We start from the raw sequence: 23,825 nt of genomic DNA, 5'->3' as shown, positions 1-23,825 counted from the left end.
CGGCCGGTGTCACCCCAATGGGTCGAGACCGGCTTCGCGCAACATTTCACATAGACGTATCAGCGGCAGGCCGATCAAGGTGTTGGGGTCGCGTCCTTCGAGGCGTTCGAAAAGCGTAATGCCCAGCCCCTCCATGCGAAAGCTTCCGGCGCTATCCAGCGGGCGTTCCTTCTCGACGTAACGCTCGATCTGGGTATCGTTGAGCTCGCGAAACACCACGTCGTAACGTTCGTGATCGACCCAATGGCGCGCGTGGGCGGTATCGATCAAGGCAAGACCGGTCACAAAGCGCACATGGCGACCCGAGAAGCGGCGCAGATTGGCGCGGGCGGTGGCCATGTCGCCGGGCTTGCCTAGTATCTCGCCGTCGAACAGGCAGACCTGATCCGAGCCGATGATCAAGTGCTCGGGATATTCGCCGGCCAGGGCCGTGGCCTTGCCCAAGGCGAGGCGGTGCACCAGAGCCTGGGCGGATTCGCGGGGGAGCGGGGTTTCGTCGATATCCGGCGAGGCCCATGCATAAGGCAGCTCGAGACGGTCGAGAAGCTGGCGGCGCCAACGGGAGCCGGAAGCGAGTACGAGGCGGGTCATGGCGTCTCCTGGAAAAACGATGGCGGTATGGCGCGTCAAATCGCAGTCTGCCGCGCCCGGCTGGTTGTGTACAGTGCGCTTGTTTTGACAGCGTCGGGGTGAGTCCCTATTATTGCGCGCCTATGTTAACCACACGACTCCCCAAGCAGATCGAGCCATATAAGCTCGCTGCCAATCGCGAACGTCTCGAAGGGCTAGCGGCGCTTGATGCGATGCAGCGTCTTGGCGAAGAGATCGGCGCCCAACAGGGCGACTGCGAGGTACGCTTGAGTTTCGACATCGATACGCAAGGGCGGCGCCTCATGGACGGTCATCTCCTGGCGCATGTGCAGATGCCTTGCAGACGCTGTCTGGAGTTCATGCCGGTGACGTTGGATAGTCGCTTTCTGTTGGGTCTTGTCAGTGATGATAGCCTGGCGGGCGAGTTGCCGAGCGATTATGAGCCGGTCTTGGTGGAAAACGAACAGCTGAATCTTCTGTCGGTCGTCGAGGATGAACTCATCCTCAGTCTGCCACAGGTGATTTATCATGACGAAGCGGATTGCGCCGTTTCGCGCGATCAGCTGGAAAGCGGCGCTGATGCCGAGGTGTCGAAACAGCGTCCTGCAAGCCCTTTCGAGGTACTGCGTAACTTGAAAGGCAAACTTTGAATCATCGTTGACACTCTGGAGTGTAACCCATGGCAGTTCAAAAAGTCCGCAAGAGCCGTTCCAAGCGTGGCATGCGTCGTAGCCACGATGCGTTGAGCGCACCGACCCTGTCTCAGGACAAGGAAACCGGCACCACGCATCGTCGTCACCACGTGGCGTCCGATGGCTTCTACCGTGGCCGCAAGGTCTTCGACGTTTAAGACGTCGTCGACGCGCACGTGACCGTGCGAATCGCTATCGATGCGATGGGCGGGGACCTGGGTCCCCGTGCCACCGTCATTGGCTCTCTTCAGGCGCTTGCCATGCACTCGAATCTCGAGATTCAGATGCACGGCCCTCGCGACGCCTTGGAAGCCGAGCTAGAGTCCCTCCCCAAGCGCCTTTCCGGCTACCGCTCTCGCCTTGTCCTGCAACACGCGCCGCGTATGATTTCGCAGGCGATGCGGGTGGCGAATGCTATGCGTGAGGCCGAGGGGTCGAGCATGCTGGGTGCCATCGCGAGCGTTCGCGACGGCCAGACGCATGCTTGTGTCAGCGCGGGGAATACCGGGGCACTGATGGCGTTGGCGCGGCGTGAATTGGGCACGGTCGAGGGTATTGCCCGGCCTGCCATCAGCACGGCGGTGCCCACCCAGGGCGGTGGGCGGTGTTATCTGCTCGACCTGGGTGCCAACGTCGGTGTCCAGGCGCGTCACCTGGTGGATTTCGCGCGCATGGGCGCGATCATGGCGCGGGTGATCGACGATGTGGCGACGCCGCGTGTGGCGCTCTTGAATATCGGTGTCGAAGCCAATAAAGGTGTGCCCAGCGTACGTGAGGCAGATGAGCATCTGCGCCAAGGCGTGGCGGGCCATCGAGATGGTTATGGCTTCGAGTATATCGGTTACCTCGAAGGCGATGGCGTCTTCTCCGGCGCGGCGGATGTCGTGGTCTGCGACGGCTTCGTGGGTAATGCGGTTCTCAAGGCCAGCGAGGGTCTGGCGACGATGTTGCTGGCGCGCTTGCAGGAGACGTTCGAAGCGCACCTGACCACGCGTGTGGTGCGTGCCATGGCACGGCCTGCGTTACTGCGTCTCAAGCGGCGACTCGACCCGGTACGCTACAATGGCGCTAGTCTTCTGGGGCTGTCGGGTATTGTCGTCAAGAGTCATGGTGGTGCGGATGCCAAGGGGTTTGCCTATGCCATTTCACGCGCGGTACGCGAGGTCGACATGGACCTGCCTTCGCATTTGGCACGCGAGTTGAGTGATACGTCGCGTCCCCAACCTTCTATCCACTCGGTCGACCCTCGTGGAGGCCGAGCGGATAGCGGGTTAGCGAGCGACGCTCAACCCGACGACTCCCATCCTCAAAGGTGACTGTCATGACACAATCCCTCGCCCTCGTCTTTCCGGGGCAGGGCTCCCAGCAGGTCGGCATGCTGAGGGAGCTGGCCGAGCGTTATAGCGTCGTGCGGACCACGTTCGACGAAGCGTCCGGTGCGTTAGGTTACGACCTCTGGAAAGTCGTGCAAGAAGGCCCCGAAAGCGCGTTGAATGCTACCGCCTGCACGCAACCTGCGCTGTTGACCTCTAGCGTCGCGATCTGGCGCGTCTGGCAAGAGCTCGAAGGCCCACGCCCTGTGGTGATGTCGGGCCATAGCCTGGGTGAATATAGCGCCATGGTATGTGCCGGCGTCATCCGCTTCGCGGAAGGCGTGCGTCTGGTACGCCTGCGCGGTGAGGCAATGCAGGCGGCGGTACCCGAAGGCCGCGGCGCAATGGCCGCAGTACTCGGTCTCGATGACGCGACGGTCGAGACAGCGTGCCGCGAGGCGGCGCAAGATGAAGTGGTTGCGGCGGTTAACTATAATGCGCCGGGGCAGGTCGTGATCGCCGGCAACAAGGCGGCCGTGGATCGCGCCATCGGCTTGTGCCAGGAAGCCGGCGCCAAGCGAGCGTTGCCGCTGCCGGTATCGGTGCCCTCGCACTGCAACTTGATGCAGCCGGCGGCCGAGCGCCTCGCAGCGGAGATCGAACGGCTCGATCTCCGCACGCCACGTTATACCGTGGTCCAGAATGTCGATGCGCTCGCGCATGAGGACGTTCAAACGCTCAGTCAGCGTCTCGTCGAGCAACTATATCGCCCGGTGCGCTGGACGGATTGTGTCAATGCCATGTACGAACGCGGCGCCCGGGTCTTTGTCGAATGTGGGCCGGGTAAGGTCCTGACCGGACTCAACAAGCGAATTCAACGCCAAGCCAAGGGGCTTGCCGTCAACGACCCCGAATCGCTGGAGAGCGCACTGGAATTGGCGCGTAGCGAAGGGGAGCAGTCTTAGTGATGAATGCGGGAAACCAGATGACAAGCGAACGCAGGATAGCCCTGGTCACCGGTGCCAGTCGTGGCATTGGCCAAGCGATTGCCCGTGAGCTGGGCCGCCAAGGACGTGTGGTGATCGGCACGGCAACCAGCCAGGCCGGTGCCGACCAGATCGATGCCGACCTCAAGGCGCACGCTATCGAAGGCGCAGGGCGTGTGCTCGACGTCACCGACCAGGCCAGCGTCGAGAGTCTGATCAAGGCGATCGGCGACGAGTTCGGCGCACCGACCATTCTGGTCAACAATGCCGGCATCACGCGTGACAATCTGTTGATGCGGATGAAGGAAGACGAGTGGGATGCGGTGCTCGACACCAATCTCAAGTCGCTTTATCGCGTGACCAAGGCGTGCGTGCGTGGCATGACCAAGGCACGTTTCGGGCGTATCGTGAGTATCAGTTCGGTGGTTGCGACCATGGGCAATCTGGGGCAGACCAACTATGCGGCGGCCAAGGCCGGCATGGAAGGGTTCTCTCGCTCTCTGGCGCGTGAAGTTGCATCGCGTGGCATTACTGTCAATAGTGTCGCGCCGGGGTTCATCGCCACCGACATGACACAGGGGTTGCCGGAAGCCCAGCATGAAGCGTTGCTGGGGCAGATTCCGCTATCGCGGCTGGGCGCCCCTGAGGAAATTGCCGCTGCCGTGGGTTTTCTCACCAGCGACAATGCCGGCTACATTACCGGTGAAACGCTGCAGGTCAACGGCGGCATGAATATGCGTTGACGCTCCCCTAGGCGCTGTTGCGTCGTCTGGGAGCGGTCTATAAACTACCCGCAGCTTTCCAGAGCTAGCGGATTCGTACCACTAGGAGTAACAAGAGAATGAGCACCATCGAAGAGCGCGTGAAGAAGGTTGTGGCTGAGCGCCTGAACGTCAAAGAAGAAGACATCCAGAACACGTCTTCCTTCACCGAGGATCTCGGCGCCGACTCGCTGGACACTGTCGAGCTGGTGATGGCGCTCGAAGAGGAATTCGACACCGAGATTCCCGACGAAGAAGCCGAGAAGATCACGACCGTCCAGGAAGCGATCGATTACGTCGTCGCTCACCAGTAAGTAGAGCGGTACCGGGTTGCCCGGTTCGACATCGACTCGCGAAGGCCGCTCTGTCATCAGGGCGGTCTTCGTCGTTTGTGCATGCGTGCGGTCTCCATCCCGTCGGTGTTTCGGGTATAATGCGCGCCAAACACGGCACTGCCGTGCCAACTCGCAAGTCTGGAGGAGAGCTGATGCCTCGTAAAAGGGTCGTGGTAACCGGATTGGGCCTGGTGACCCCGGTCGGTAACAGTGTCAAGGAAAGCTGGGACAATATCCTGGCAGGCAAGAGCGGCATCGCACCGATCGACCACTTCGACACCACGGGATTCAACACGCGCTTTGGCGGCTCGGTGAAGGACTTCGATATCAGTCCCTATCTGAATCCCAAGGAAGCGCGCAAGATGGATACTTTCATCCAGTACGGCATCGCGGCGGCGGGACAGGCCATCGCCGATGCCGGGCTGGAAGGCAATGGCGAGAATGCCGATCGTATCGGTGTGGCGATCGGCTCGGGCATCGGCGGTCTGCCGATGATCGAGCATAACCACAATGCCTTGAATCGCGGCGGTCCGCGCAAGATATCGCCGTTTTTCGTGCCCGGCTCGATCATCAACATGATCGCCGGCAATCTGGCGATCCAGCATGGTTTCCGCGGGCCCAACATCGCCATTACCACGGCCTGTACCACGGGGACGCACAACATCGGCTACGCGGCACGCACCATCGCCTATGGCGATGCGGATGCCATGGTCTGCGGGGGTGCCGAAATGGCGACCACGCCGCTGGGCCTGGGTGGCTTTTCGTCGGCACGTGCGCTGTCCACGCGTAACGACGATCCCGCTGCGGCGAGCCGCCCCTGGGACCGCGAACGGGACGGCTTCGTGCTCTCCGATGGTGCCGGGGTGCTGGTACTCGAGGAGTACGAGCATGCCAAGCAGCGTGGCGCGCCCATCTATGCCGAGGTTCTGGGCTTTGGCATGAGCGATGATGCCTATCACATGACCGCGCCGAACGGGCAGGGGGCGGAAAGGGCCATGCGCAATGCCGTCAAGGACGCTGCCATCGATGCCGGTCAACTGGATTACATCAACGCGCACGGAACCTCGACCCAGGCGGGCGACGTCGCCGAGAGCCAGGCCGTGGAGCGTGTCATGGGCGAGGCCGCCAAGTCCGTTGCGGTCAGCTCCACGAAGTCGATGATCGGCCACCTGCTGGGCGCCGCCGGCGCCGTCGAGGCGATCTTCAGCGTGCTCGCCATTCGCGATAACATCGCGCCGCCGACCATCAATCTCGAAGATCCCGACGAAGGGTGCACACTGGATTACGTGCCCAATGAGGCGCGCGAGATGCCAGTAACGTACAGTCTGTCGAATTCCTTCGGCTTCGGCGGCACCAATGGATCGCTGATCTTCGGTCGCGTTTAAACGTCATGGCCGACGAGGCAGTACCGTTCGACGATCGCGGCTTCGCTTATGGGGACGGTCTCTTCGAGACCGTCCTCGTACGTGATGGACAGCCTTTATTGTGGGACGCGCATCTACGGCGACTGGCGCGCGGTGCCGAGCGGCTGGAAATCCCGTTGCCGGATACGCAGACCTTGACCAGCTTGCCGGGGCAGGCGGGGGCCGGATTGTCCGTGCTCAAGCTGCTCATGACCCGTGGCAGCGGTGGGCGTGGCTATGCTTCCCCCGAATCGCCCGCACCGCGGCTGCGTTGGCGGTGTATGCCGTTCGCGCCGCAACCCGCTCATTGGCGGGATGGCGTACGCGTTCGCCTGTGCCGGCTGCGCTTGGGCCATCAGCCTCGACTGGCGGGCATCAAGCATCTCAATCGTCTCGAGAATGTCATGGCGCGTCGTGAGTGGTGCGATGCCGATATTGCCGAGGGCGTGTTGTGCGATCAGCACGATCGTCTCGTCGAGGCGACCAGCATGAACTTGGTGTGGCAGCGTCACGGCACTCTCGAAACGCCCGATCTGACGGCATGTGGCGTGGAAGGCACGCTGCTGGCAGCATTGCGCGAGCGATTGCCGATCGCAACGCGGCAAACGGGAATCGAGGCATTGATGGAAGCTGATGCGGCTTGGGTCATCAATTCGGTTCAGGGGGTATGGCCCTTGAGACAACTGGACGATACCGACGGTAACTGCCTGAAGCGATGGGCGGTAGACACCGTGCATCGACACCTGCAACACCATGCCCACCCATTGCTGGGCTATCCCCATGACGCCTTCGATGAGGCGTGAGACAAGGTATCGACATGCGAGTGGTGAAGGTTTTCATAGGGATTGCGGTATTGGCCTGTGTGGTGCTTCTGGGAGCCTATCAGTATTGGCAATCCCGCCTGGCGGCTCCGCTGGCCCTCGATGAAACGACGATATATGAAGTGCCGCGTGGTGCGGGATTCACGCGTGTCATCGGTGAACTCGAGGAGCGTGGCATCATCGACGCCACCTGGCCGTATCGCGTCCTGGCGCAGCTCTCTCCGGACAAGGTCAACGGACTGCGTTCCGGTGAATTCGAGCTCGACCCCGGAATGAGCGGCAACCAAATGGTCGCGCGACTTTCCAGCGACAACGTTGTGTCCTATCGGTTTACCATTCCCGAGGGCTGGACGTTCGCGCAGATGCGTCGCCAACTGGATGCCGCTGCCAAGCTCGAGCATCGCACGCGAGACATGAGCGATGAAGAGATCATGACGGCCTTGGGGCATGAAGACGAATATCCCGAAGGACGTTTCTTTCCCGATACGTACCGCTATCACAAGGGGATGACGGACCTTGAGGTATTGCGTCGTGCCTATGAACGCATGGCCACCACTCTGGAGGATGTCTGGGCGCAGCGGCGTGACGACCTGCCCATCGATAGCGCCTACGATGCGCTCATCCTGGCCTCGTTGATCGAGCGCGAGACGGGCGTGCCCGAAGAGCGGCGTCAGATCGCCGGTGTGTTCACGCGGCGTCTCGAGCGCGGTATGCGGCTGCAAACCGATCCCACGGTGATTTACGGCATGGGCGAGGACTACGATGGCAACATCACGCGGGCCGATCTGCGCCGTGAGACGCCCTATAACACCTATGTGATCGATGGGCTACCGCCGACGCCGATTGCCATGCCGGGCGTGGGGTCGTTGCAGGCCGCCGTGGATCCGGCCCCGGGGGATGCCTTGTATTTCGTCGCCCAAGGCGACGGCTCGCATCACTTTTCCAGTACGCTGGCCGAGCACAATGCCGCAGTACGTCGTTACATTCTCAACCGCTGAGCGGGGTAGACTATCGCCATGACGCCAGGACGTTTCATCACCCTCGAGGGGGGCGAAGGGGTGGGAAAGTCCACCAACGTGGATTTCGTGTGCGACTGGCTGAGCGCGCGCGGCATCGACGTGCTGCGCACGCGTGAGCCGGGCGGCACTCCACGTGCCGAGGCGATTCGTGCGTTGCTGCTCGACCCCGCCCCGCAGGAACCCCTCGACGAAACAGCCGAATTGCTGCTGATGTTCGCCGCCCGTGCCCAGCATCTGGCGGCCAAGATCCGCCCCGCGCTGGCGCGAGGCGTGTGGGTCGTCTGTGACCGTTTTACCGATGCGACCTTCGCCTATCAGGGCGGCGGACGTGGGCTGGACGAGACGCGTATCGCGACGCTTGAAGCGTTGGTTCAAGACGATCTGCAACCCGATCTGACGTTGTTGCTGGATATGCCCGTCGAGGCCGCCCAGCAGCGTGTCGAACGGCGGGGTGCCGCACGCGATCGCTTCGAGCGCGAACGCCAAGACTTCTTCAGCGCCGTGCGGGAGAGCTATCTTGCACGCGCCGCCCAGGCACCGGAGCGGTTCGCCGTGATCGATGCCGACCGCGAGCTGGACGCGGTGCAGGCGTCGATCGCCGATCACCTGACAGCGAGAAGCGCGTTATGGTCGTGACGCCACTGCCTTGGCAGCGTGACCTGTGGCAGCGCCTGATCCGTCAGCAGGACGCCGGCCGCCTGGCGCATGCGCTATTGATTTCGGGCCCGCACGGAGTTGGCAAGCACGATCTCGCCGATGCACTGGTGGCCCGCACGTTGTGCCATGCGCCGGGCGACACCGCCTGTGGCGAGTGCCATGCTTGTCACATGCTGGCGTCGGGATATCATCCCGACCTGCTGGATATTACCCCGGCGGAAAAGCGCCGCCAGATACGCATCGACCCGATTCGCCAGGTCAATGCTTTCGTGTCGCAGACCGCGCAGCAGGGCGGCTACCGCGTGATTCGTCTGCATCCCGCGGAAGCCATGAACGTGGCGGCCTCCAACGCGCTCCTCAAGAGCCTCGAAGAGCCGGGCGCGAAGACGCTGTTCGTACTCCTGGCGGACATTCCCTCGCGCATGCTGCCGACCATTCGTTCGCGCTGCCAGCATTGGCGTCTGGGCGTGCCCGAGCCACACAGCGCACTGGCGTGGCTCAACGAACGTTTCGAGGATCCCGAACAAGCGCGTTTCTGGTTGCGTGTGGCCGGCGGTTTGCCGCAGTTCGCACTCGAGCTGGCCGAAGGGCGCGGCTTGCGTCAGGAACTGCATGAGTTGTTCGATGCCCTGGTACGGGGGGGGGAGCCGGTCGCCGAGGCGGCGCGTCTCGATCCCCAGTCGTTGGACCGCGTGCTGTGGTACGGTATCGTCTGGCTCGAAGACCTGATTCGCCTGGGCGTCTCCGGCGAGACGCAATACGTGCGCAACCCGGACCTGCTGCCGTTGTATCGCCAGGCAGCCAAGAATGCGCGGGTGCGTGACTGGTTTCGCCTGCTCGACTACGCGCGCGAACAGCGCCGCTTGATCGCCGCCGGGGGCAATCCCAATGCACAACTGGTGCTGGAAGCCTGGCTGGTGCGCTGGGCGTCGCTGTTGCGCTCGTGACAGCGCCATGCTGGCGAGTCATAAATATGCTGCATGAAGCGAGTCGTGCACCCTGATCGAGGAGGACCCGGCGTGGCGCAAAAAGCCTTATCCCTGACGTTCCACGATACGCAGACTCTGCAAGCAGCTTATATGCCTTGGCTGGCGCGGGGTGGCGTCTTCGTTCCCACGCAGGAGCGTTATGCCCTCGGCGATGCGGTGTATCTGCTGATCACCTTGCCGGAGGACGCCGAACGTCTACCGGTCTCGGGCACGGTTGCCTGGCTGTCGCCGCCGGGTGTCGGCGGGCGGCGCGTCCCGGGGATCGGCGTGCATTTCAGCGCCGCCGACCAACGCGTGAGGGAACTGATCGACGCCCAGCTCGCAGGCGTCACCGCCTCGCGTCCCAGTTATACCCTTTAATGCCATGACACCCTTTTCGATTCTTTAGGTACCGCATGTTCGTTGATTCCCACTGCCATCTCGATCGACTCGACCTCACCGCCCATGATGGCAAGCTCGAGGGTGCTCTGGACGCCGCTCGCCAACGTGGCGTGCGTCACTTCCTGGCGATCGCCGTCACGCTGGACGATGTCTCCAACCTGGTGGATATCGCCCGTGCTCACGATGACGTCTCGCTGTCCGCCGGGGTACATCCGTTGCACCGCGTCGAGCGCGAGCCCGACGTCCAGGCCATCGTCGACTGCGCCCAGCGTCATGACGCGGTGGCGATTGGCGAGACCGGGTTGGACTATCATTACGATGAAGTGCCCCATGATGTGCAGCATCGGCGTTTCGCCGATCACCTGCGCGCCGCGCGCGAGCTCGAATTGCCGGTGATCGTGCATACCCGTGATGCCAAGGAAGACACCCTGGCGTTGATTCGCGAGCATACCGATCCCGCGGTGGGGGGCGTCTTGCATTGCTTCACCGAGGATCTCGACATGGCGCGCGAGGCGGTGAGGCTGGGCTTCTACATTTCGCTTTCCGGCATCGTGACCTTCCGTAACGCCACCTCGGTTCGCGAGCTGGCGCGCCTTGTGCCCCTCGACCGGTTGTTGATCGAGACCGATAGCCCTTATCTGGCCCCGGTGCCGCATCGTGGCAAACCCAATGAGCCTCAGTGGGTCGTGGAAGTGTCGGAATGTATCGCCGCCGAGCGCGGCATCAGTGTCGACGAAGTCGCGATGCAGACGAGTGCCAATTTCTACCGGCTGTTTCGCGCCGCGCTGCCCGAGGCGCCCGAGGATGTGCGTGAGGCATTGGCACAGATGAGCGGTCAGTAACGTCCAGCAGCGAGGAGCGAGCATGCCACTAGAGTCGTTGACGGCACATCTCGACGCATCACCGGCGGCAGCGTTGCCACCGGTCGATACCTGGAATCCGCCTTTCTGCGGTGACATGGCGTTGACCATTGCCGCCGATGGCCGCTGGTGGCATGAGGGCACCCCGATCGGGCGCGCACGCTTGGTACGTTTGCTGTCGCGCCTGCTACGTCGGGAAGAAGATGGCGATTACTACCTGGTGACACCGGTCGAAAAGCTGCGTATCCAGGTCGAGGATCGCCCGTTCCTGATCGCCGATGCCGATTGTCGCGACGGGGTGTGGACGCTGACCACCAACCTCGGCGATAGCGTCACCTTGGGTGCGCAGCGCCGCCTCGCGGTCAGCGCCATGCCGGCCGGGGAGCCGGTTCCCGAGGTCGCCATTCGCTTCGGGCTGGCGGCACGCCTCAACCGCAACGTCTACTATCGCCTGATCGACACTGCCGAGTTGCATGCGACAGCCGACGGCAGCGCGCTGGGGATATATAGCGACGGCGTCTGGCAGCCTCTGGGCTGGTTGCCCGAGGAGACGCCGTGAGCGAGGCGACGCCCGAACAACGCGCCGTGGTCGCGCATGTCGAAGGGCATGCGCGTGTATCGGCGGTCGCCGGTGCCGGCAAGACCACCACGCTGGTGCAGCGCGTCTTGCACCTGCTGGCCAACCGCGTGCCACCGCAACGCATGTTGGTGCTGATGTTCAATCGCGCCGCCCGCGAGGACTTCACCCACAAGCTGGCGCACGAGGCGGCAGGGCAGCGCCTTCCCGACGTGCGAACCTTTCACTCCATCGGGCATCGCCTGACTCAGACCCTGACGCGCTGGGGGTATCTGTCATCGCGCCAGTTGATTGTCGCCGATTGGCAGCGCGAGCGGCTGTTACGCCAGGCAGTGCAAATGAGTCTGGAACACGCCGATGACAGTCAGCGCCACGCCGCGCTGGAGTCGGATCGTCTCGAGGCGCTTGCGCAGTTCTGCGAACTGGTCAAGGCCGAGATGTGCGCCCCCGAGATACTCCACGAACGCCTGGATTTCGGTGACGGCACCCAGCATTTCTGTGAAGCGTATGCGGTCTTCGAGGGATTGCTCGAGGATCACGCCTTGATGACCTACGCCGATCTGCTCTATCGGCCGCTGCGCTGCCTGGAAGCGACCCCCGAGGCGCGTTCGCGGGTGCAGGGTTTTCTCGATCATGTGATCGTCGACGAGTATCAGGACATCAATGAGGTGCAGCAGCGCTTATTGGCGATTCTCGCGGGGGCTTCCGCCCAGGTGATGGCGGTGGGCGATGCCAATCAGTGCATCTACGAATGGCGCGGGGCGCGCCCCGATGCCATGTTCGAACGCTTTACCACCTTGTTCGGCACCGCCCACGATTATCCGCTGTCATATACCTTTCGCCATGGCCATGTGCTGGCCTTGGCAGCCAATCATGCCATCCGCGCCAATCGGCGGCGTCCCGATCAGTTATGCCTGGCCGCGCCCGGCACGCCGGCGACCCGCGCCGACGTAGCGGTGGGCAGTAGTGCGCTGCTCGATGCTCTTCAGCAGTGGCGCGGCGACGGGCGAGCCTTGGGCGAGGCCTGTGTGCTGGTGCGCAGTTGGGCGTTGTCCGTCTCGGTGCAGTTACAGTTGTTGCGAGCCGGCATCCCGTTCCGGCTCGCGCGTGAGGATCGCTTCGTGTTTCGTCTGCCGCTGGTGCAGGCGCTGGCGGGGTATCTGGCCCTGGCGCGTGACGGGCGACGCTTGCAGGACCCCGAGCAGCTCAATCTGCTGTTGTCGCAGCCCACGGTCTTCGTGCCTCGCGAGACGCTGACCGCATTGGCGCACCAACTGGCCCAGACCCAGCAATGGCCCGAGCGGCACGACCCCTTGTTGAACGCGTTGAAGCCCCTTCAGCGGCGTAACCTCAAGCGTCGCTGGCAATTGTTATGCGAACTGCCACGCATGGCGCACTGGTCGCCGGCCAAGCTGCTCGAACATGTCGTCGAGGCCACCGAGGCGGACAAGGCCCTCAAGCGTTCGGCCTCGAGGCGTGCCAAGGCCGAGGATGACGTGCGTCTGCTCGATGTGTTGATCGAGCAGGCCGGTGAACTGGCCCACGATCCCGAAGGCTTCATTGAGCTGCTCAGCCAGCCGGTGGAAGCGCGCGAGGATGGCGTATTGGTGACCACGGTGCATGGCGCCAAGGGGCTCGAGTGGCCGATGGTCGCGCTGTGGGGCGTCAACGAGGAAGACTTTCCGCACTACACGCGTGAGACGCCTTTGGACGCCGAGCGCCTGGAGGAGGAGCGTCGCCTTTACTATGTGGCGATCACCCGGGCGCGGGAGCGTTTGCTGGTCCTTCACGATGGCGGCGATCATCGCCCCAGCCGGTTTCTCGAGGAGACCGCCTGGGACGACTGCCATCGCGCCGCCGCGGCGCTTGGCGAGACACCGCCCGAGTCACTGGCGGTGCGTGCGCCGGAGGTGGTCGGGCGGTATCTCGAACGTTGCGGCTTGAAGCTGACCGTCACCCGCGCATCAGAGACGGCCTCTGAATCCTCGCCTGCGACATGGACGGTGGGGCAGTGGGTGCGACATGGCGTCTTCGGTGATGGCGAGATCGTCCTTCTCGAGGGCGACCCCGCCAATCCGGTCATCGAGGTGCGTTTCACGCAGGCGGGACGTCGGCGGTTGATCGCCGCGCGTGCTCCATTGGAGCGTATGACAGATCAGGCGGTACCCAGCTGAAGTGAACGTCAGGTGCCCCCGCTCGCAAGCGAGGGTGCCGTGTCTGCATGACTACATGTTGGGATAGTTGGGGCCGCCGCCACCTTCCGGCGCCACCCAGGTGATGTTCTGGGCAGGGTCCTTGATGTCGCAGGTCTTGCAGTGCACGCAGTTCTGGAAGTTGATCTGGAACTTGGGTTCACCGTCTTCCTCGACTATTTCGTAGACCCCGGCGGGGCAGTAACGCTGCGCGGGCTCGGCGTATTCCGGCAAGTTGACGCGTACCGGAATCTCGGGATCGGCGAGCCGCAAGTGACAGGGTTGATCCTCTTCATGGTTGGTATTGGAGAGGAATACCGACGAAGACTTGTCGAACGAGAGCTTGCCATCCGGCTTGGGATAGTCGATGCGTGTCGCCTCGCTGGCATGGCGCATGCGCGCATGGTCGGAGGTAGTGTCGTGCACCGTGGGCAACTTGCCGCCCAGCAGTTGGTCCAGAAAGTTGTAGGCGCCGCCCTTGACGGTGCCGTACTTGTGAATCGCCGGTCCGAAGCTGCGGCTTTCGGTCAACTCCGCCCAGGCCCAGCTATTTTGCCACTTCGAGGTAAATGCGGTCAGCTCCGCACCGCCTTCATCGCCCGCCACGAACGCCTCGAACACGGCCTCGGCGGCGACCAGGCCGGATTTCATCGCCATGTGAATGCCCTTGATCTTGGCGAAGTTGAGCGTGCCGGCATCGCAACCGATCAACAAGCCCCCGGGGAAGGTCATCTTGGGCAGACTATTGGCGCCGCCCTTGGTGATCGCGCGGGCCCCGTAGGAAACCCGGGAGCCGCCCTCGAGATGTTGCTTGAGCACCGGATGGTGCTTCATGCGCTGAAACTCATCGAAGGGCGAGAGGTAAGGGTTGTCGTAGGAAAGATCGACGATCAATCCCACCACGACCTGCTGGTTCTCGGCATGGTAAAGAAACCAGCCGCCATGCGTGTCGCTGGGCAATGGCCAGCCTGAGCCATGCAAGACGCGCCCTGGCGTGTGCTGATCGGCGGGTACGTCCCAGAGTTCCTTGAAACCCAAGGCATAGTGTTGTGGATCGCGGTCTGCGTCGAGGTCGAAGCGCTCGATCAGGCGCTTGCCGAGATGCCCGCGTGCGCCCTCGGCAAATAGCGTGTATTTGGCGCGCAGTTCCATGCCCGGCATGTGGCCGGGTTTCTCGCTGCCGTCGGCGGCCACGCCCATGTCGCCGACGAGGATGCCGCGTACCGTGCCGTCGTCATCGTGGAGGCTTTCCTGGGCGGCGAAGCCGGGGAAAATTTCCACGCCCAGCTCTTCGGCCTGCTCGGCTAGCCAACGACACAGGTTGCCGGCGCTGATGACATAATTATCATGCGCGCCGCCGGTGTTGTGCATGCTTTTGGGCACCAGCGCATTGGGCAGCTTCTGGGCGCTTTCGGCGTCCTTGAGCAGGTAGAGATCGTCGCTGATGACGGGAGTAGTCAGCGGTGCGCCACGCGACTCCCAGTCGGGAAAGAGTTCGCGCAGGGCGCGTGTCTCGAGCACGGCACCGGAAAGAATATGCGCGCCCACTTCAGAGCCTTTTTCGACCACGCAGACGCTGAGCTCGCGCTGGGCCTCTTGGGCCTGCTGCATCAGGCGACACGCCGCCGAGAGTCCGGATGGGCCGGCGCCGACGATGACGACGTCGAAATCCATGTATTCGCGTTCCACGGCTTGATCTCCTCCATCTTCGCGTTGGGCGGTCGACGCGCCCGAGCATGCACAGTGTCTTTCGAGCAATGGTGCATGGACAAGTCGCGTTTTTTTGGTTGTATTCTAAAGATTGTATTTTAAACGGCCGTTTGATTCTACACAGAACGACCGCCCGCATGATGTCATTTTCCGCGTGGTTTGTCCTGGGGCGCTGCCATGACGGCGCTTCAGGGTTTGACCAGGTTGGACGAGATCACGCAATATTATATAGGGTCGCCGAGTGTTTAACGGGCGACATTTTTACGGGACACGCCCCCTATCAAACGCTTGAATGAATTTATTCTAAGGGCATGCCTGCCGGTTCTAACCAAGCGAGGACACCATGAAAGTACTCGTCGCGGTCAAACGCGTCATCGATTATAACGTCAAGATCCGGGTCAAGCCGGATCACTCCGACGTCGATCTCACCAACGTCAAGATGGCCATGAATCCGTTCTGCGAGATCGCCGTGGAAGAAGCGGTGCGCCTCAAGGAAAAGGGGGTGGCCAGCGAGGTGGTCGCCGTCACCATCGGCCCCAAGGCTGCGCAGGAGCAACTGCGTACCGCGTTGGCGCTGGGCGCCGATCGCGCGATCCACGTCGAGACCGACGACAAGGTCGAGTCGCTGACCGCTGCGAAGCTCCTCAAGCGGGTCGTCGACGACGAACAGCCGGGCCTGACGATTCTCGGCAAGCAGGCCATCGACACCGACAACAACCAGACCGGTCAGATGCTGGCCGCGCTGGCAGGCATGGGGCAGGGCACCTTTGCCTCCGAGGTCCAGGTCGAGGGCGACGACGTCCAGGTGACCCGCGAGATCGACGGTGGCCTGCAGACCGTCGCACTCAAGCTGCCGGCGGTGATCACCACCGATCTGCGCCTCAACGAGCCGCGTTATGCCAAGCTGCCCGATATCATGAAGGCCAAGAAGAAGCCCATCGATATCAAGAGTCCTGACGATATGGGCGTCGCCGTGGCCTCCAGCCTGAGCGTTCTCAAGGTGGAATCGCCGGCGGAACGCAAGGGGGGCACCAAGGTGGCCTCCGTGGGCGAACTCGTCGACAAACTCAAGAACGAAGCCAAGGTGATCGCATGAGTATTCTGGTTATCGCCGAACATCATAACGGCCAACTGGCGGACAGCACCGCCCACGTGGTCGCCGCGGCCCAGGCTATCGGTGGAGACATCGACATCCTGGTGGCGGGCGAGAACGTCGCAGGCGTCGCCGAGGCGGCCGCCAAGCTGGCTGGTGTCGCCAAGGTGAGAACCGCCGACGACGGCGTCTACGCGCATCAGCTCGCCGAGCCGATGGCCGAACTCATCGCCGAGCTTGCCGGTGACTACAGCCATGTGCTGGCTGCCGCGTCCACCCACGGCAAGAACGTGTTGCCACGCGTGGCCGCACTCAAGGATGTGGCCGCACTGTCGGAGGTGATCGGTGTGGAAAGCCCCGATACCTTCCAGCGTCCGATCTATGCCGGCAATGCGATTGCCACCGTGCAATCGAGCGATGCCCTCAAGGTCATCACCGTACGCACCACGGCCTTCGATGCCGTCGACGCGACGGGCAATGCCGGGGTCGAGGCGGTCAGCATGGCGGTCGACAATACCCTGTCGCGGTTCGTCGGCGAGGAACTGGCAAGCAGCGATCGCCCCGAACTGGGCAGTGCGCGTGTGGTCGTCTCCGGCGGTCGCGGTATGGGCAACGGCGAGAACTTCAAGTTGCTCGACGGCATCGCCGACAAGCTCGGTGCGGCGATCGGTGCCTCGCGCGCGGCCGTGGATGCCGGCTTCGTGCCCAACGATATGCAGGTCGGCCAGACCGGCAAGATCGTCGCGCCGGAACTGTACATCGCCGTGGGCATCAGTGGCGCCATCCAGCACCTGGCGGGCATGAAGGACGCCAAGGTCATCGTGGCGATCAACAAGGACGAAGAAGCGCCGATCTTCCAGGTCGCCGATTACGGCCTGGTGGGCGACTTGTTCGACGTGCTTCCCGAACTCGAGTCCAAGTTGTAAGTGAAGCTACGAGTGCGGCCTGCCAAGACTATTGGCGCGCACTGCATTGCAAAACCGGCCCTGGGTGGCCGGTTTTTCTTTCTTATAACTCATGATTGATAATTGTTCTTGTTTGTATTAGCGTGCTAGCCGTCCTTTCGTCGGCGCTGATGAGCGACCGGCAAGATCAAGCAACGGGAGAAAGCGTGGTGCCAAACGACACGCGAAGCCGAACACGGGCATATCGGCGTGCGGCTTGCGCCGGTATGGCGTTATTGATGGGCGTTTCCGCAACGGCCGGGGCGCAGCAGACGTCATTGCGTGATATCAGTGCGCAGGCGCAACAAGAGCAGGCGGCGTTGCAGGAAAAGATAGACGCGGCTGATGACGAAACGCGGGAATTGCTGACGCGCTTGCGCGATGCCAGCCGCGAAGCCTCGCGCCTCGAGCGCTACAACGATGAGCTGGCGCGCCGCAACGAGGCGCAGCAGGCCTTGATCGAGAAGCGCCGCGAGGCCATCGATCAACTCTCGGTGACGCGAGAAGCCTTGCCGGGGCAGTTGCGCGACATGGTGTCGCAATTGCGCACCTTGATTAAAGCCGACTTGCCTTTCCTGCGCGAGGAGCGCCTGGCGCGCGTCGATAGCCTCGATGTGATGCTCGATGACAGTGAAATGAGCGCGGGCGACAAGCTCGATCGCGTGCTTTCCGCATGGCGCACGGAGCTCGACTACGGCCGCGAGATGGATGCCTGGCAAGGTCCGTTGGTGGGTGACGACGAGCGTCAGGTCGATTACCTCCGCGTGGGCCGTATGGGGCTGTATTACGCCACACCGGATGGCCGCGCGGGCGGTGTCTGGCGTGCCGATGCCCAGGAGTGGCAACCCCTCGAAGGCGATGCGCTCGATGAACTGCGCAAGGGGCTGCGTATTGCACGCGATCAGCGGGCGCCGGCATTGCTCGATCTCCCGGTCTCGGTAGCGGTCGAGACGCAAGCGGCCGACGACGCGAATTCTCCAGCCGCGGACGAGGAGTCGTCATGAGTACATGGAAGTCTCTGCGGTCCCGGGTTTTGGTCCCGGTGCTGGTATTGACGATGGCGTTGCCGGCAATGGCGCCATCGGCGTTGGCGCAGGATGGTGATTCCGCCCCTTCGCTGGGGCAAATGTTGGAGAGTCTGCGTACCGATAGCGAGGCTGCCGAGTCGCGGGACCGGGAGCGTTTAAGCGCACTGGTGGACGACCGCGACGCTTTGCGTGACGCGGTGGAAGAAGCGGAAACCGAGCGCGATGAGGCGCGTCAACGGCGCGATGAGCTGGAAGCAACGCAGGAAAGCCAGCAAGAGGCGCTCGATGACGTCAACCAGCAGCGCCGCGACGAAGCGGGCGATCTCGATGGCGTCTTCGATGTGGCGCAAGGGCAAATCGGCGAATTGCGCGATGCGCTAGGCGACGGTTGGTTGACCGTAGGGACGCGGACGACGTTGCCGGAACGGCTCGACGACGATGCCATCATCGATACCCGGACTCTCGACAACTTGGGGCGGACGTTCGCCGAGTTGACGGCGGAAACCGGGCGCGGCGTGCGCTTCGAGGCGCCCATCGCCGATGCCCAAGGTGACGTCGAGCAGCGTGAGGCGGTGCGTCTGGGCGACTTTCTTGCCTTCAGCGATGGCAAGCTTCTGACGCGTGATGTAGGTGAAGCCTCGGACGATGTTGGCCTGCGGGTGGTATCGCATACGCCCGAAGATGCTAGCGATGCACTACAGGCCTTCCAGAATGGCGACGGAGAGCGCGTGGTCTTCGATCCCACGCAAGGCAATGTGCTCGATGCCCTGGCGCAGCAACCCACGCTGTGGGAGCGTTTTCAGCAAGGCGGCGCGGTTGCCTATGTCATTGTCGTGCTAGGTATCGCCGGTCTGTTGGTTGCGCTCGCGCAATACATCTACCTGCTGATGGTCAGCCTGCGGCTGCGTCGTCAACTGCGCAACCCCGAAGATTTGCGGGACGATAACCCGTTGGGGCGGGTGCTGGGTCGCTTTGCGGCGCTGGGCCAGGATCACGCACCGGAAGCGCTGGAGGCACGCCTCGATGAAGCACTGCTGGCCGAAAAGCCGCGTCTCGAGCGTGGTCAGCCTGTGGTCAAGCTCATGGCGGCCGTTGCGCCGTTGCTGGGACTACTGGGGACCGTGACCGGGATGATCGGCACCTTCCAGGCGATCACCGTGTTCGGTACCGGCGACCCGCAACTCATGGCCGGCGGGATCAGCCAGGCGTTGGTGACCACCGTGATGGGCCTGATCGTCGCCGTACCGCTTTTATTCGGACATACCGCCTTGAGCAGTCGCAGCCGCGAATTGCTCGGCACGCTCGAGGGTCGAGCGAGTGCCATGCTGGCCGAGCATCTCGAGGCCTCACACGGGCATACGAGGACGCAGGCCGATGTCCACGCTCGCTGAGCCGATCATCTGGCTGGTCCAGGCCGGTGGTCCGGTACTGGTGGTGATTGCCCTGGTTGCCATGGCGCTTTTCGCCATGGGGCTGGAGCGCGGCCTGTACTGGCAGTTCGTGCATAACCGCCGCCGCCGGGCCCTGGTGGCGCGCTGGGTGGCGCGCCGCGATCACGCTAGCTGGAGCGCGTTGACGTTGCGCGAGGTCTGGACGTCAGAGCTCATCGGCCAACTGCGGCGCCCTCTGCCGTGGCTCAAGCTATTGGTGGGGCTGTGTCCGTTGCTGGGCCTGCTGGGCACGGTCACCGGCATGATCCAGGTCTTCGACAGCCTTTCTCTGACCGATACCAACCAGGCGCGGGCCATGGCCGATGGCGTGGCCCGCGCGACGCTACCGACATTGACCGGCATGGCGGTCGCCGTGGTGGGGCTATTGTTCACCACCCGTCTTGAACACGTGATTCGGCGCGAGGATCAGCGGCTACATGACCGCATGGCGCGTGCCGTGGAGGATGCCAATGCGTAGGCGTCGACTGCAGGACGTCAATGACGACGCCCAGGAAATTAACCTCACGCCGATGCTCGACGTGGTCTTCATCATGTTGATCTTCTTCATCGTGACGACCAGCTTCATCAAGGAAAGCGGCGTGGAAATCGACCGTCCCGAGTCGTCCTCCGCGACCGCGCGCCCCGAAGCGCAAGTCATGGTGGCGATCACCGCCGAGGACGCCGTGTGGGTCGATGGGCAGCCGGTGGATGCACATCGCGTGGGCAATGAAGTGGCGAGTCTGGTGAGCGACGAAGGCGGCGTGGTGATTCAGGCCGACCGCCAATCGACCACCGGGCTTCTCATCGAGGTCATGGATGCCATTCGCGACGCCGGTGTCGAAAACGTCGCCGTGGCAGCGGATCGAGGCGCCGACGGATGAGAGCGATTGCAGGCGCCTTAGGCGGCATCGTGATGGCGTTGGGGCTTTTCTACCTGTTGGCCCTGCTGGTGGCGCCGCCGGAAGATAACCGTGAGCCAGTCGAGCAGCCGATGTCGGTGTCACGTGTCGAAACGCCCGAGGCAAGACAGGCGTCGGCACCGGAAGCGGCCGCGCCGGACGCCCCGACGCCGCCGACACAAACGCCGCCGCCTCCGCCGCCCTCGCCAGTACCCGCGGCCCAGAGTGACAGTTCATTGACGTTGCCCGAACCGGAAGCGTCGGTTCCTCCCTCGCCGGAAGTGCCGGAGGAGTCGTTGCCCGAGCTCGAGGAAGTCGAACCCACTCCTGAGCCCGAACCTGAACCCGAGCCGGCGCCCGACCCCGAACCACAGCCAGACCCGGAGCCGGTAGAAGAAACCGCTACCTCGGAGGCGGCGTCGCAAGGCGAGAGTGCGGATGCTTCGGATGCCGACGCCTCGGCGAATGGCGAAACGCGCCAGCAGGATGCCGAAAAAGTCGGCTCGCCGCAGCCCACCGAGCGCGTGCCGCCGGAATATCCGTCACGGGCGCAACGGCGTGGCATCGAGGGATACGTGGAGGTTAGCTTCACGATCAAACCCAACGGACGAGTCGATCGCGATTCATTGCGCGTCACCGAGGCCGAGCCGCGCAGCATGTTCGAGCGTGCGGCGCTAAAGGCCGTCGCCGATTGGAAGTTTCCGCAAAGCGATCGACCGCGTGAAGCGCGTCAGCGGCTGGAATTTCATCTCGAGAGGTAGCGCATGCAGTGGCGTCATTGGGGATGTGTAGCGATGCTATGTCTGGGCCTGGGAGCGGCCAGCACGAGCGTTAGTGCTGCCGGGCCGGCACTGGCGCCGGACATGGTGCAGGCATTGGAATCGCTGCAGCAGCGCATGCAGGATAATGCCAGCGAGGGTGCCATCGATGACGCCAAGGCAGCCGCCGGGCGTCTGCAAGGCGGTAACCGGGCGGATCGCTGGGCGCGTGCCTTGTTTTTGCAACTGGCGGCCACCGGCGAGGCGCGCCAGGGCCGGGATGCCGAGGCGGCGGATCTTTTTCGCCAAGCCCGTCGTAGCGACGCTGTCGATACCGATTCGCGCCAGCGTTGGCTTAATCAAGAGGCTCGCTTGCGGTTGCGCGCGGGGCAGACCGCGCAAGGTGCCGAGTTGCTGGGCGATTGGATCGAGCGTCATGGCGATGACGCCGACAGTTTGTGGCTGATGGTGCAAGCCCAGGCGACGCAGGAACAGTGGTCGCAAGCGGCGCAGTGGGTCGACCGCGCGCGTCGCGCGGGGGGTATGGATGCCGACAGGCGTCGCTTGGCGGCGAGCGTTTATCAGCACGCCGAGCGTTACGACGCAGCGTTGTCGTTGCTCGACGATCAACTGCAAAGCGAGAGTGACGATCCCCAGGCATGGCGGCGTGCCGCGGCGTTGGCGCAGCGCATGCAGCAGCCCGGATTGGCAGCGGCGTTATGGGAAGCCGGCTGGCGGCGGGGTGCGCTCGCGGGTGAGGATGATCTCGAGCGACTGATTCGCCTGCATCTGGCGGGCGGTACCCCGGCGCGTGCCGCCGAGCATCTGGAAACGGCATTCGAGGCGGGTACGCTACCACGCGATAGCGAGCATCGGCGCCTTCTCGCCGAGGCCTGGACGTCGGCGCGCGCGCACGACAAGGCGTTGTCGGCGTGGCGCGCGCTGGCCGAAGATACCCAGGGCGGCGAGGATTGGCGCCAACTCGGCGAGTTGGCTTACGGCTGGGGCGAGTGGTCGACGGCGATAGAAGCGCTGCGCCAAGCGCGTGAACAAGGCGCCGATGCCGCGCGTACCTGGCTGCTGGAGGGGGTGTCGCAACTCGAGTCGTCAGATGAAGAGGCGGCGCGCGAAGCGTTCGAAGCGGCACGCGATGCCGGTGCGTCGCAGGCCGAGGCCTGGCTGGCATCGCTTGGCGAAGGGAATGTCGACAAAGCGCCGGACATTGACTCATCACCCAATGAGGTAACGCCCCAGGCGCCCTCGGATAATTAGCAGTGATGCGTCGCTAGATAGCCAACTGCGCCCATACCGGCGCATGGTCCGAAGGACGCTGGATGCCGCGTAGTTGGTAATCGATACCGGCGTCTTCCACCCGCTCGCGCAGCGTGGGGGTGACCATGATGTAGTCGATTCGCAAGCCGCGCTTGGGCTCGCGCTCGAAGCCCCGCGAACGATAGTCGAACCAGCTGAAGCGGTCGTCGACTTCGGGGTAGCGCAGGCGGTAGCAATCGCTCAAGCCCCAGTCGGCGAGCCGCGTGAGCCATTCGCGCTCCACGGGCTGGAAACTGGTCTTGCCCTCGCGCAGCCAGCGCTTGCGATTGGACTCGCCGATACCGATGTCGATGTCGGCGGGTGAGATATTGAAGTCCCCCATGACCGCGAGCCGTTCGCTGGGCGTATGCCGCTCTTGCAGCAATGCCGTGAGCCGGGCGTAGAAATCGCGTTTATTGGGGAACTTGGTGGGGTGCTCGATATTTTCACCCTGCGGGAAGTAACCGTTGTACACGGTCATGGTCTCGCCGTCGTCGCAGCGGACGCGGACGCCGATCAAGCGTCGTTGGGCGTCTTCACCGTCATCGGGCATGCCGTAATGCACGGCCTCGGGGGCCCCTCGGCTGAGCAGCGCGACACCGTAATGGCCTTTCTGCCCGTGAAAGGCGACGTGATAGCCGAGCGCCTCGACGGCTTCGCGCGGGAACTCGCTGTCTTGCACCTTGGTTTCCTGGAGGCCGATGATATCGGGACGATGCGCCTCGATGAGCGCCTCCAGTTGGTGCAGGCGCGCGCGGATACCGTTGATGTTGAAGGAGACCAGGCGCATCAGCGATCACCCTGAGAATCGTCGTCGCGTGTGGGCGCGCCATGCACATCGAGGGTCGGCGCCTGCTGTTGACGTGCCAAGCGACGTGCGGCCTGGAGCTTGCGTTGCTGACGTTTCTTTTGCACGTAGCGCGGCGACGATTTGACCTGATCGGGGTTGTCGTGGCGCCATTTACGGAAGTCCTTGCGGCGCCCGGTGCGAATCGTCACCTTGCTGGCGATCGAGCGCGTTTTTTTACTGCGTGTCATGTCGTGATCCTGTGTCGTATTGACTTGAGGACTATTC

The 23,825-nt window shown here is 63.2% G+C and carries 27 protein-coding genes; 23 read left to right on the top strand and 4 right to left on the bottom strand.

Going from position 1 to position 23,825, the window contains the following annotated elements; genetic code table 11:
* Positions 1-9: 9 nt before the first annotated feature.
* Positions 10-591, bottom strand: coding sequence for a Maf family protein (locus tag L1073_RS01330; RefSeq protein ID WP_246896440.1), 582 nt, complete (start codon positions 589-591; stop codon positions 10-12).
* Between the two features lie 122 nt (positions 592-713).
* Between L1073_RS01330 and L1073_RS01325 the strand changes: the two genes are divergently transcribed.
* The 15 genes from L1073_RS01325 (at position 714) to L1073_RS01255 (ending at position 13,559) form a co-directional block, all read left to right on the top strand.
* Positions 714-1,241: a YceD family protein gene (locus tag L1073_RS01325; protein ID WP_246896439.1), complete on the top strand. Its 528-nt coding sequence runs from the start codon at positions 714-716 to the stop codon at positions 1,239-1,241.
* A gap of 29 nt (positions 1,242-1,270) precedes the next feature.
* Positions 1,271-1,441: a 50S ribosomal protein L32 gene (gene rpmF / locus L1073_RS01320; RefSeq protein ID WP_040243667.1), complete on the top strand. Its 171-nt coding sequence runs from the start codon at positions 1,271-1,273 to the stop codon at positions 1,439-1,441.
* Between the two features lie 24 nt (positions 1,442-1,465).
* Entirely contained in the window at positions 1,466-2,599 is a 1,134-nt protein-coding gene (gene plsX / locus L1073_RS01315; protein WP_246896940.1) for a phosphate acyltransferase PlsX, read from the top strand.
* Between the two features lie 5 nt (positions 2,600-2,604).
* Positions 2,605-3,561 (top strand): ACP S-malonyltransferase, encoded by a 957-nt coding sequence (fabD, locus tag L1073_RS01310; RefSeq protein ID WP_246896438.1) that lies wholly within the window; start codon positions 2,605-2,607, stop codon positions 3,559-3,561.
* A 20-nt stretch (positions 3,562-3,581) separates the two neighbouring features.
* Entirely contained in the window at positions 3,582-4,325 is a 744-nt protein-coding gene (gene fabG / locus L1073_RS01305) for a 3-oxoacyl-ACP reductase FabG (protein WP_246896437.1), read from the top strand.
* 98 nt (positions 4,326-4,423) lie between these two features.
* Positions 4,424-4,657 carry an acyl carrier protein gene (acpP, locus tag L1073_RS01300; RefSeq protein ID WP_011506901.1) on the top strand — a complete coding sequence of 78 codons (234 nt, stop codon included), beginning with the start codon at positions 4,424-4,426 and terminating at the stop codon, positions 4,655-4,657.
* Positions 4,658-4,830: 173 nt separating this feature from the next.
* Positions 4,831-6,063: a beta-ketoacyl-ACP synthase II gene (gene fabF, locus L1073_RS01295; protein ID WP_246896435.1), complete on the top strand. Its 1,233-nt coding sequence runs from the start codon at positions 4,831-4,833 to the stop codon at positions 6,061-6,063.
* Positions 6,064-6,068: 5 nt separating this feature from the next.
* Positions 6,069-6,884 carry an aminodeoxychorismate lyase gene (gene pabC / locus L1073_RS01290; protein WP_246896434.1) on the top strand — a complete coding sequence of 272 codons (816 nt, stop codon included), beginning with the start codon at positions 6,069-6,071 and terminating at the stop codon, positions 6,882-6,884.
* A gap of 14 nt (positions 6,885-6,898) precedes the next feature.
* Entirely contained in the window at positions 6,899-7,900 is a 1,002-nt protein-coding gene (mltG, locus tag L1073_RS01285) for an endolytic transglycosylase MltG (RefSeq protein WP_246896432.1), read from the top strand.
* A gap of 18 nt (positions 7,901-7,918) precedes the next feature.
* Positions 7,919-8,557, top strand: a complete 639-nt coding sequence (gene tmk / locus L1073_RS01280) for a dTMP kinase (RefSeq protein WP_246896429.1) — start codon at positions 7,919-7,921, stop codon at positions 8,555-8,557.
* Positions 8,548-9,525, top strand: coding sequence for a DNA polymerase III subunit delta' (locus tag L1073_RS01275; RefSeq protein ID WP_246896427.1), 978 nt, complete (start codon positions 8,548-8,550; stop codon positions 9,523-9,525). Before tmk ends, L1073_RS01275 begins: the two co-directional genes overlap by 10 nt.
* A 72-nt stretch (positions 9,526-9,597) precedes the next feature.
* Positions 9,598-9,927, top strand: a complete 330-nt coding sequence (locus L1073_RS01270; RefSeq protein WP_246896425.1) for a PilZ domain-containing protein — start codon at positions 9,598-9,600, stop codon at positions 9,925-9,927.
* 35 nt (positions 9,928-9,962) lie between these two features.
* Positions 9,963-10,790: a TatD family hydrolase gene (locus L1073_RS01265; RefSeq protein WP_246896423.1), complete on the top strand. Its 828-nt coding sequence runs from the start codon at positions 9,963-9,965 to the stop codon at positions 10,788-10,790.
* 22 nt (positions 10,791-10,812) lie between these two features.
* Positions 10,813-11,367, top strand: a complete 555-nt coding sequence (locus L1073_RS01260; protein WP_246896422.1) for a DUF1285 domain-containing protein — start codon at positions 10,813-10,815, stop codon at positions 11,365-11,367.
* On the top strand, positions 11,364-13,559 hold the full coding sequence (locus L1073_RS01255; RefSeq protein ID WP_246896421.1) for an ATP-dependent helicase: 2,196 nt from the start codon (positions 11,364-11,366) through the stop codon (positions 13,557-13,559). Before L1073_RS01260 ends, L1073_RS01255 begins: the two co-directional genes overlap by 4 nt.
* Before the next feature lie 51 nt (positions 13,560-13,610).
* On the opposite strand, the gene L1073_RS01250 is transcribed toward L1073_RS01255, so the two are convergent.
* Entirely contained in the window at positions 13,611-15,251 is a 1,641-nt protein-coding gene (locus tag L1073_RS01250; RefSeq protein WP_246896939.1) for an electron transfer flavoprotein-ubiquinone oxidoreductase, read from the bottom strand.
* A 379-nt stretch (positions 15,252-15,630) separates the two neighbouring features.
* On the opposite strand from L1073_RS01250, the gene L1073_RS01245 reads away from it, so the two are divergent.
* The 8 genes from L1073_RS01245 to L1073_RS01210 all read left to right on the top strand — a co-directional run bounded on the left by L1073_RS01245 (position 15,631) and on the right by L1073_RS01210 (position 22,711).
* Complete coding sequence (locus L1073_RS01245) at positions 15,631-16,383, top strand: electron transfer flavoprotein subunit beta/FixA family protein (protein ID WP_246896420.1); 753 nt, start codon at positions 15,631-15,633, stop codon at positions 16,381-16,383.
* Entirely contained in the window at positions 16,380-17,306 is a 927-nt protein-coding gene (locus L1073_RS01240) for an electron transfer flavoprotein subunit alpha/FixB family protein (RefSeq protein WP_246896419.1), read from the top strand. The genes L1073_RS01245 and L1073_RS01240 overlap by 4 nt, the downstream gene beginning before the upstream one ends.
* A 149-nt stretch (positions 17,307-17,455) precedes the next feature.
* The gene (locus L1073_RS01235; protein ID WP_343322436.1) at positions 17,456-18,328 is read left to right on the top strand and encodes a DUF3450 domain-containing protein; all 873 of its coding nucleotides are present in this window, start codon (positions 17,456-17,458) and stop codon (positions 18,326-18,328) included.
* On the top strand, positions 18,325-19,743 hold the full coding sequence (locus L1073_RS01230) for a MotA/TolQ/ExbB proton channel family protein (protein WP_246896417.1): 1,419 nt from the start codon (positions 18,325-18,327) through the stop codon (positions 19,741-19,743). Before L1073_RS01235 ends, L1073_RS01230 begins: the two co-directional genes overlap by 4 nt.
* Positions 19,727-20,260 carry a MotA/TolQ/ExbB proton channel family protein gene (locus tag L1073_RS01225; RefSeq protein WP_246896415.1) on the top strand — a complete coding sequence of 178 codons (534 nt, stop codon included), beginning with the start codon at positions 19,727-19,729 and terminating at the stop codon, positions 20,258-20,260. Before L1073_RS01230 ends, L1073_RS01225 begins: the two co-directional genes overlap by 17 nt.
* Entirely contained in the window at positions 20,253-20,663 is a 411-nt protein-coding gene (locus L1073_RS01220; RefSeq protein ID WP_040243640.1) for an ExbD/TolR family protein, read from the top strand. The genes L1073_RS01225 and L1073_RS01220 overlap by 8 nt, the downstream gene beginning before the upstream one ends.
* Positions 20,660-21,442 carry an energy transducer TonB gene (locus L1073_RS01215; RefSeq protein WP_246896413.1) on the top strand — a complete coding sequence of 261 codons (783 nt, stop codon included), beginning with the start codon at positions 20,660-20,662 and terminating at the stop codon, positions 21,440-21,442. The genes L1073_RS01220 and L1073_RS01215 overlap by 4 nt, the downstream gene beginning before the upstream one ends.
* 3 nt (positions 21,443-21,445) lie before the next feature.
* Positions 21,446-22,711 carry a tetratricopeptide repeat protein gene (locus tag L1073_RS01210; RefSeq protein WP_246896412.1) on the top strand — a complete coding sequence of 422 codons (1,266 nt, stop codon included), beginning with the start codon at positions 21,446-21,448 and terminating at the stop codon, positions 22,709-22,711.
* A 13-nt stretch (positions 22,712-22,724) separates the two neighbouring features.
* On the opposite strand, the gene xthA is transcribed toward L1073_RS01210, so the two are convergent.
* Together xthA and L1073_RS01200 are read right to left on the bottom strand one after the other, a co-directional pair.
* Positions 22,725-23,540: an exodeoxyribonuclease III gene (xthA, locus tag L1073_RS01205; RefSeq protein WP_246896411.1), complete on the bottom strand. Its 816-nt coding sequence runs from the start codon at positions 23,538-23,540 to the stop codon at positions 22,725-22,727.
* Positions 23,540-23,788 carry a hypothetical protein gene (locus tag L1073_RS01200; protein WP_246896409.1) on the bottom strand — a complete coding sequence of 83 codons (249 nt, stop codon included), beginning with the start codon at positions 23,786-23,788 and terminating at the stop codon, positions 23,540-23,542. The genes xthA and L1073_RS01200 overlap by 1 nt, the downstream gene beginning before the upstream one ends.
* Positions 23,789-23,825: the final 37 nt, after the last annotated feature.

This window comes from Chromohalobacter nigrandesensis (assembly GCF_023061285.1).
GTDB lineage: Bacteria > Pseudomonadota > Gammaproteobacteria > Pseudomonadales > Halomonadaceae > Chromohalobacter > Chromohalobacter nigrandesensis.
This window is presented reverse-complemented; position numbering and strand designations above follow the sequence as displayed.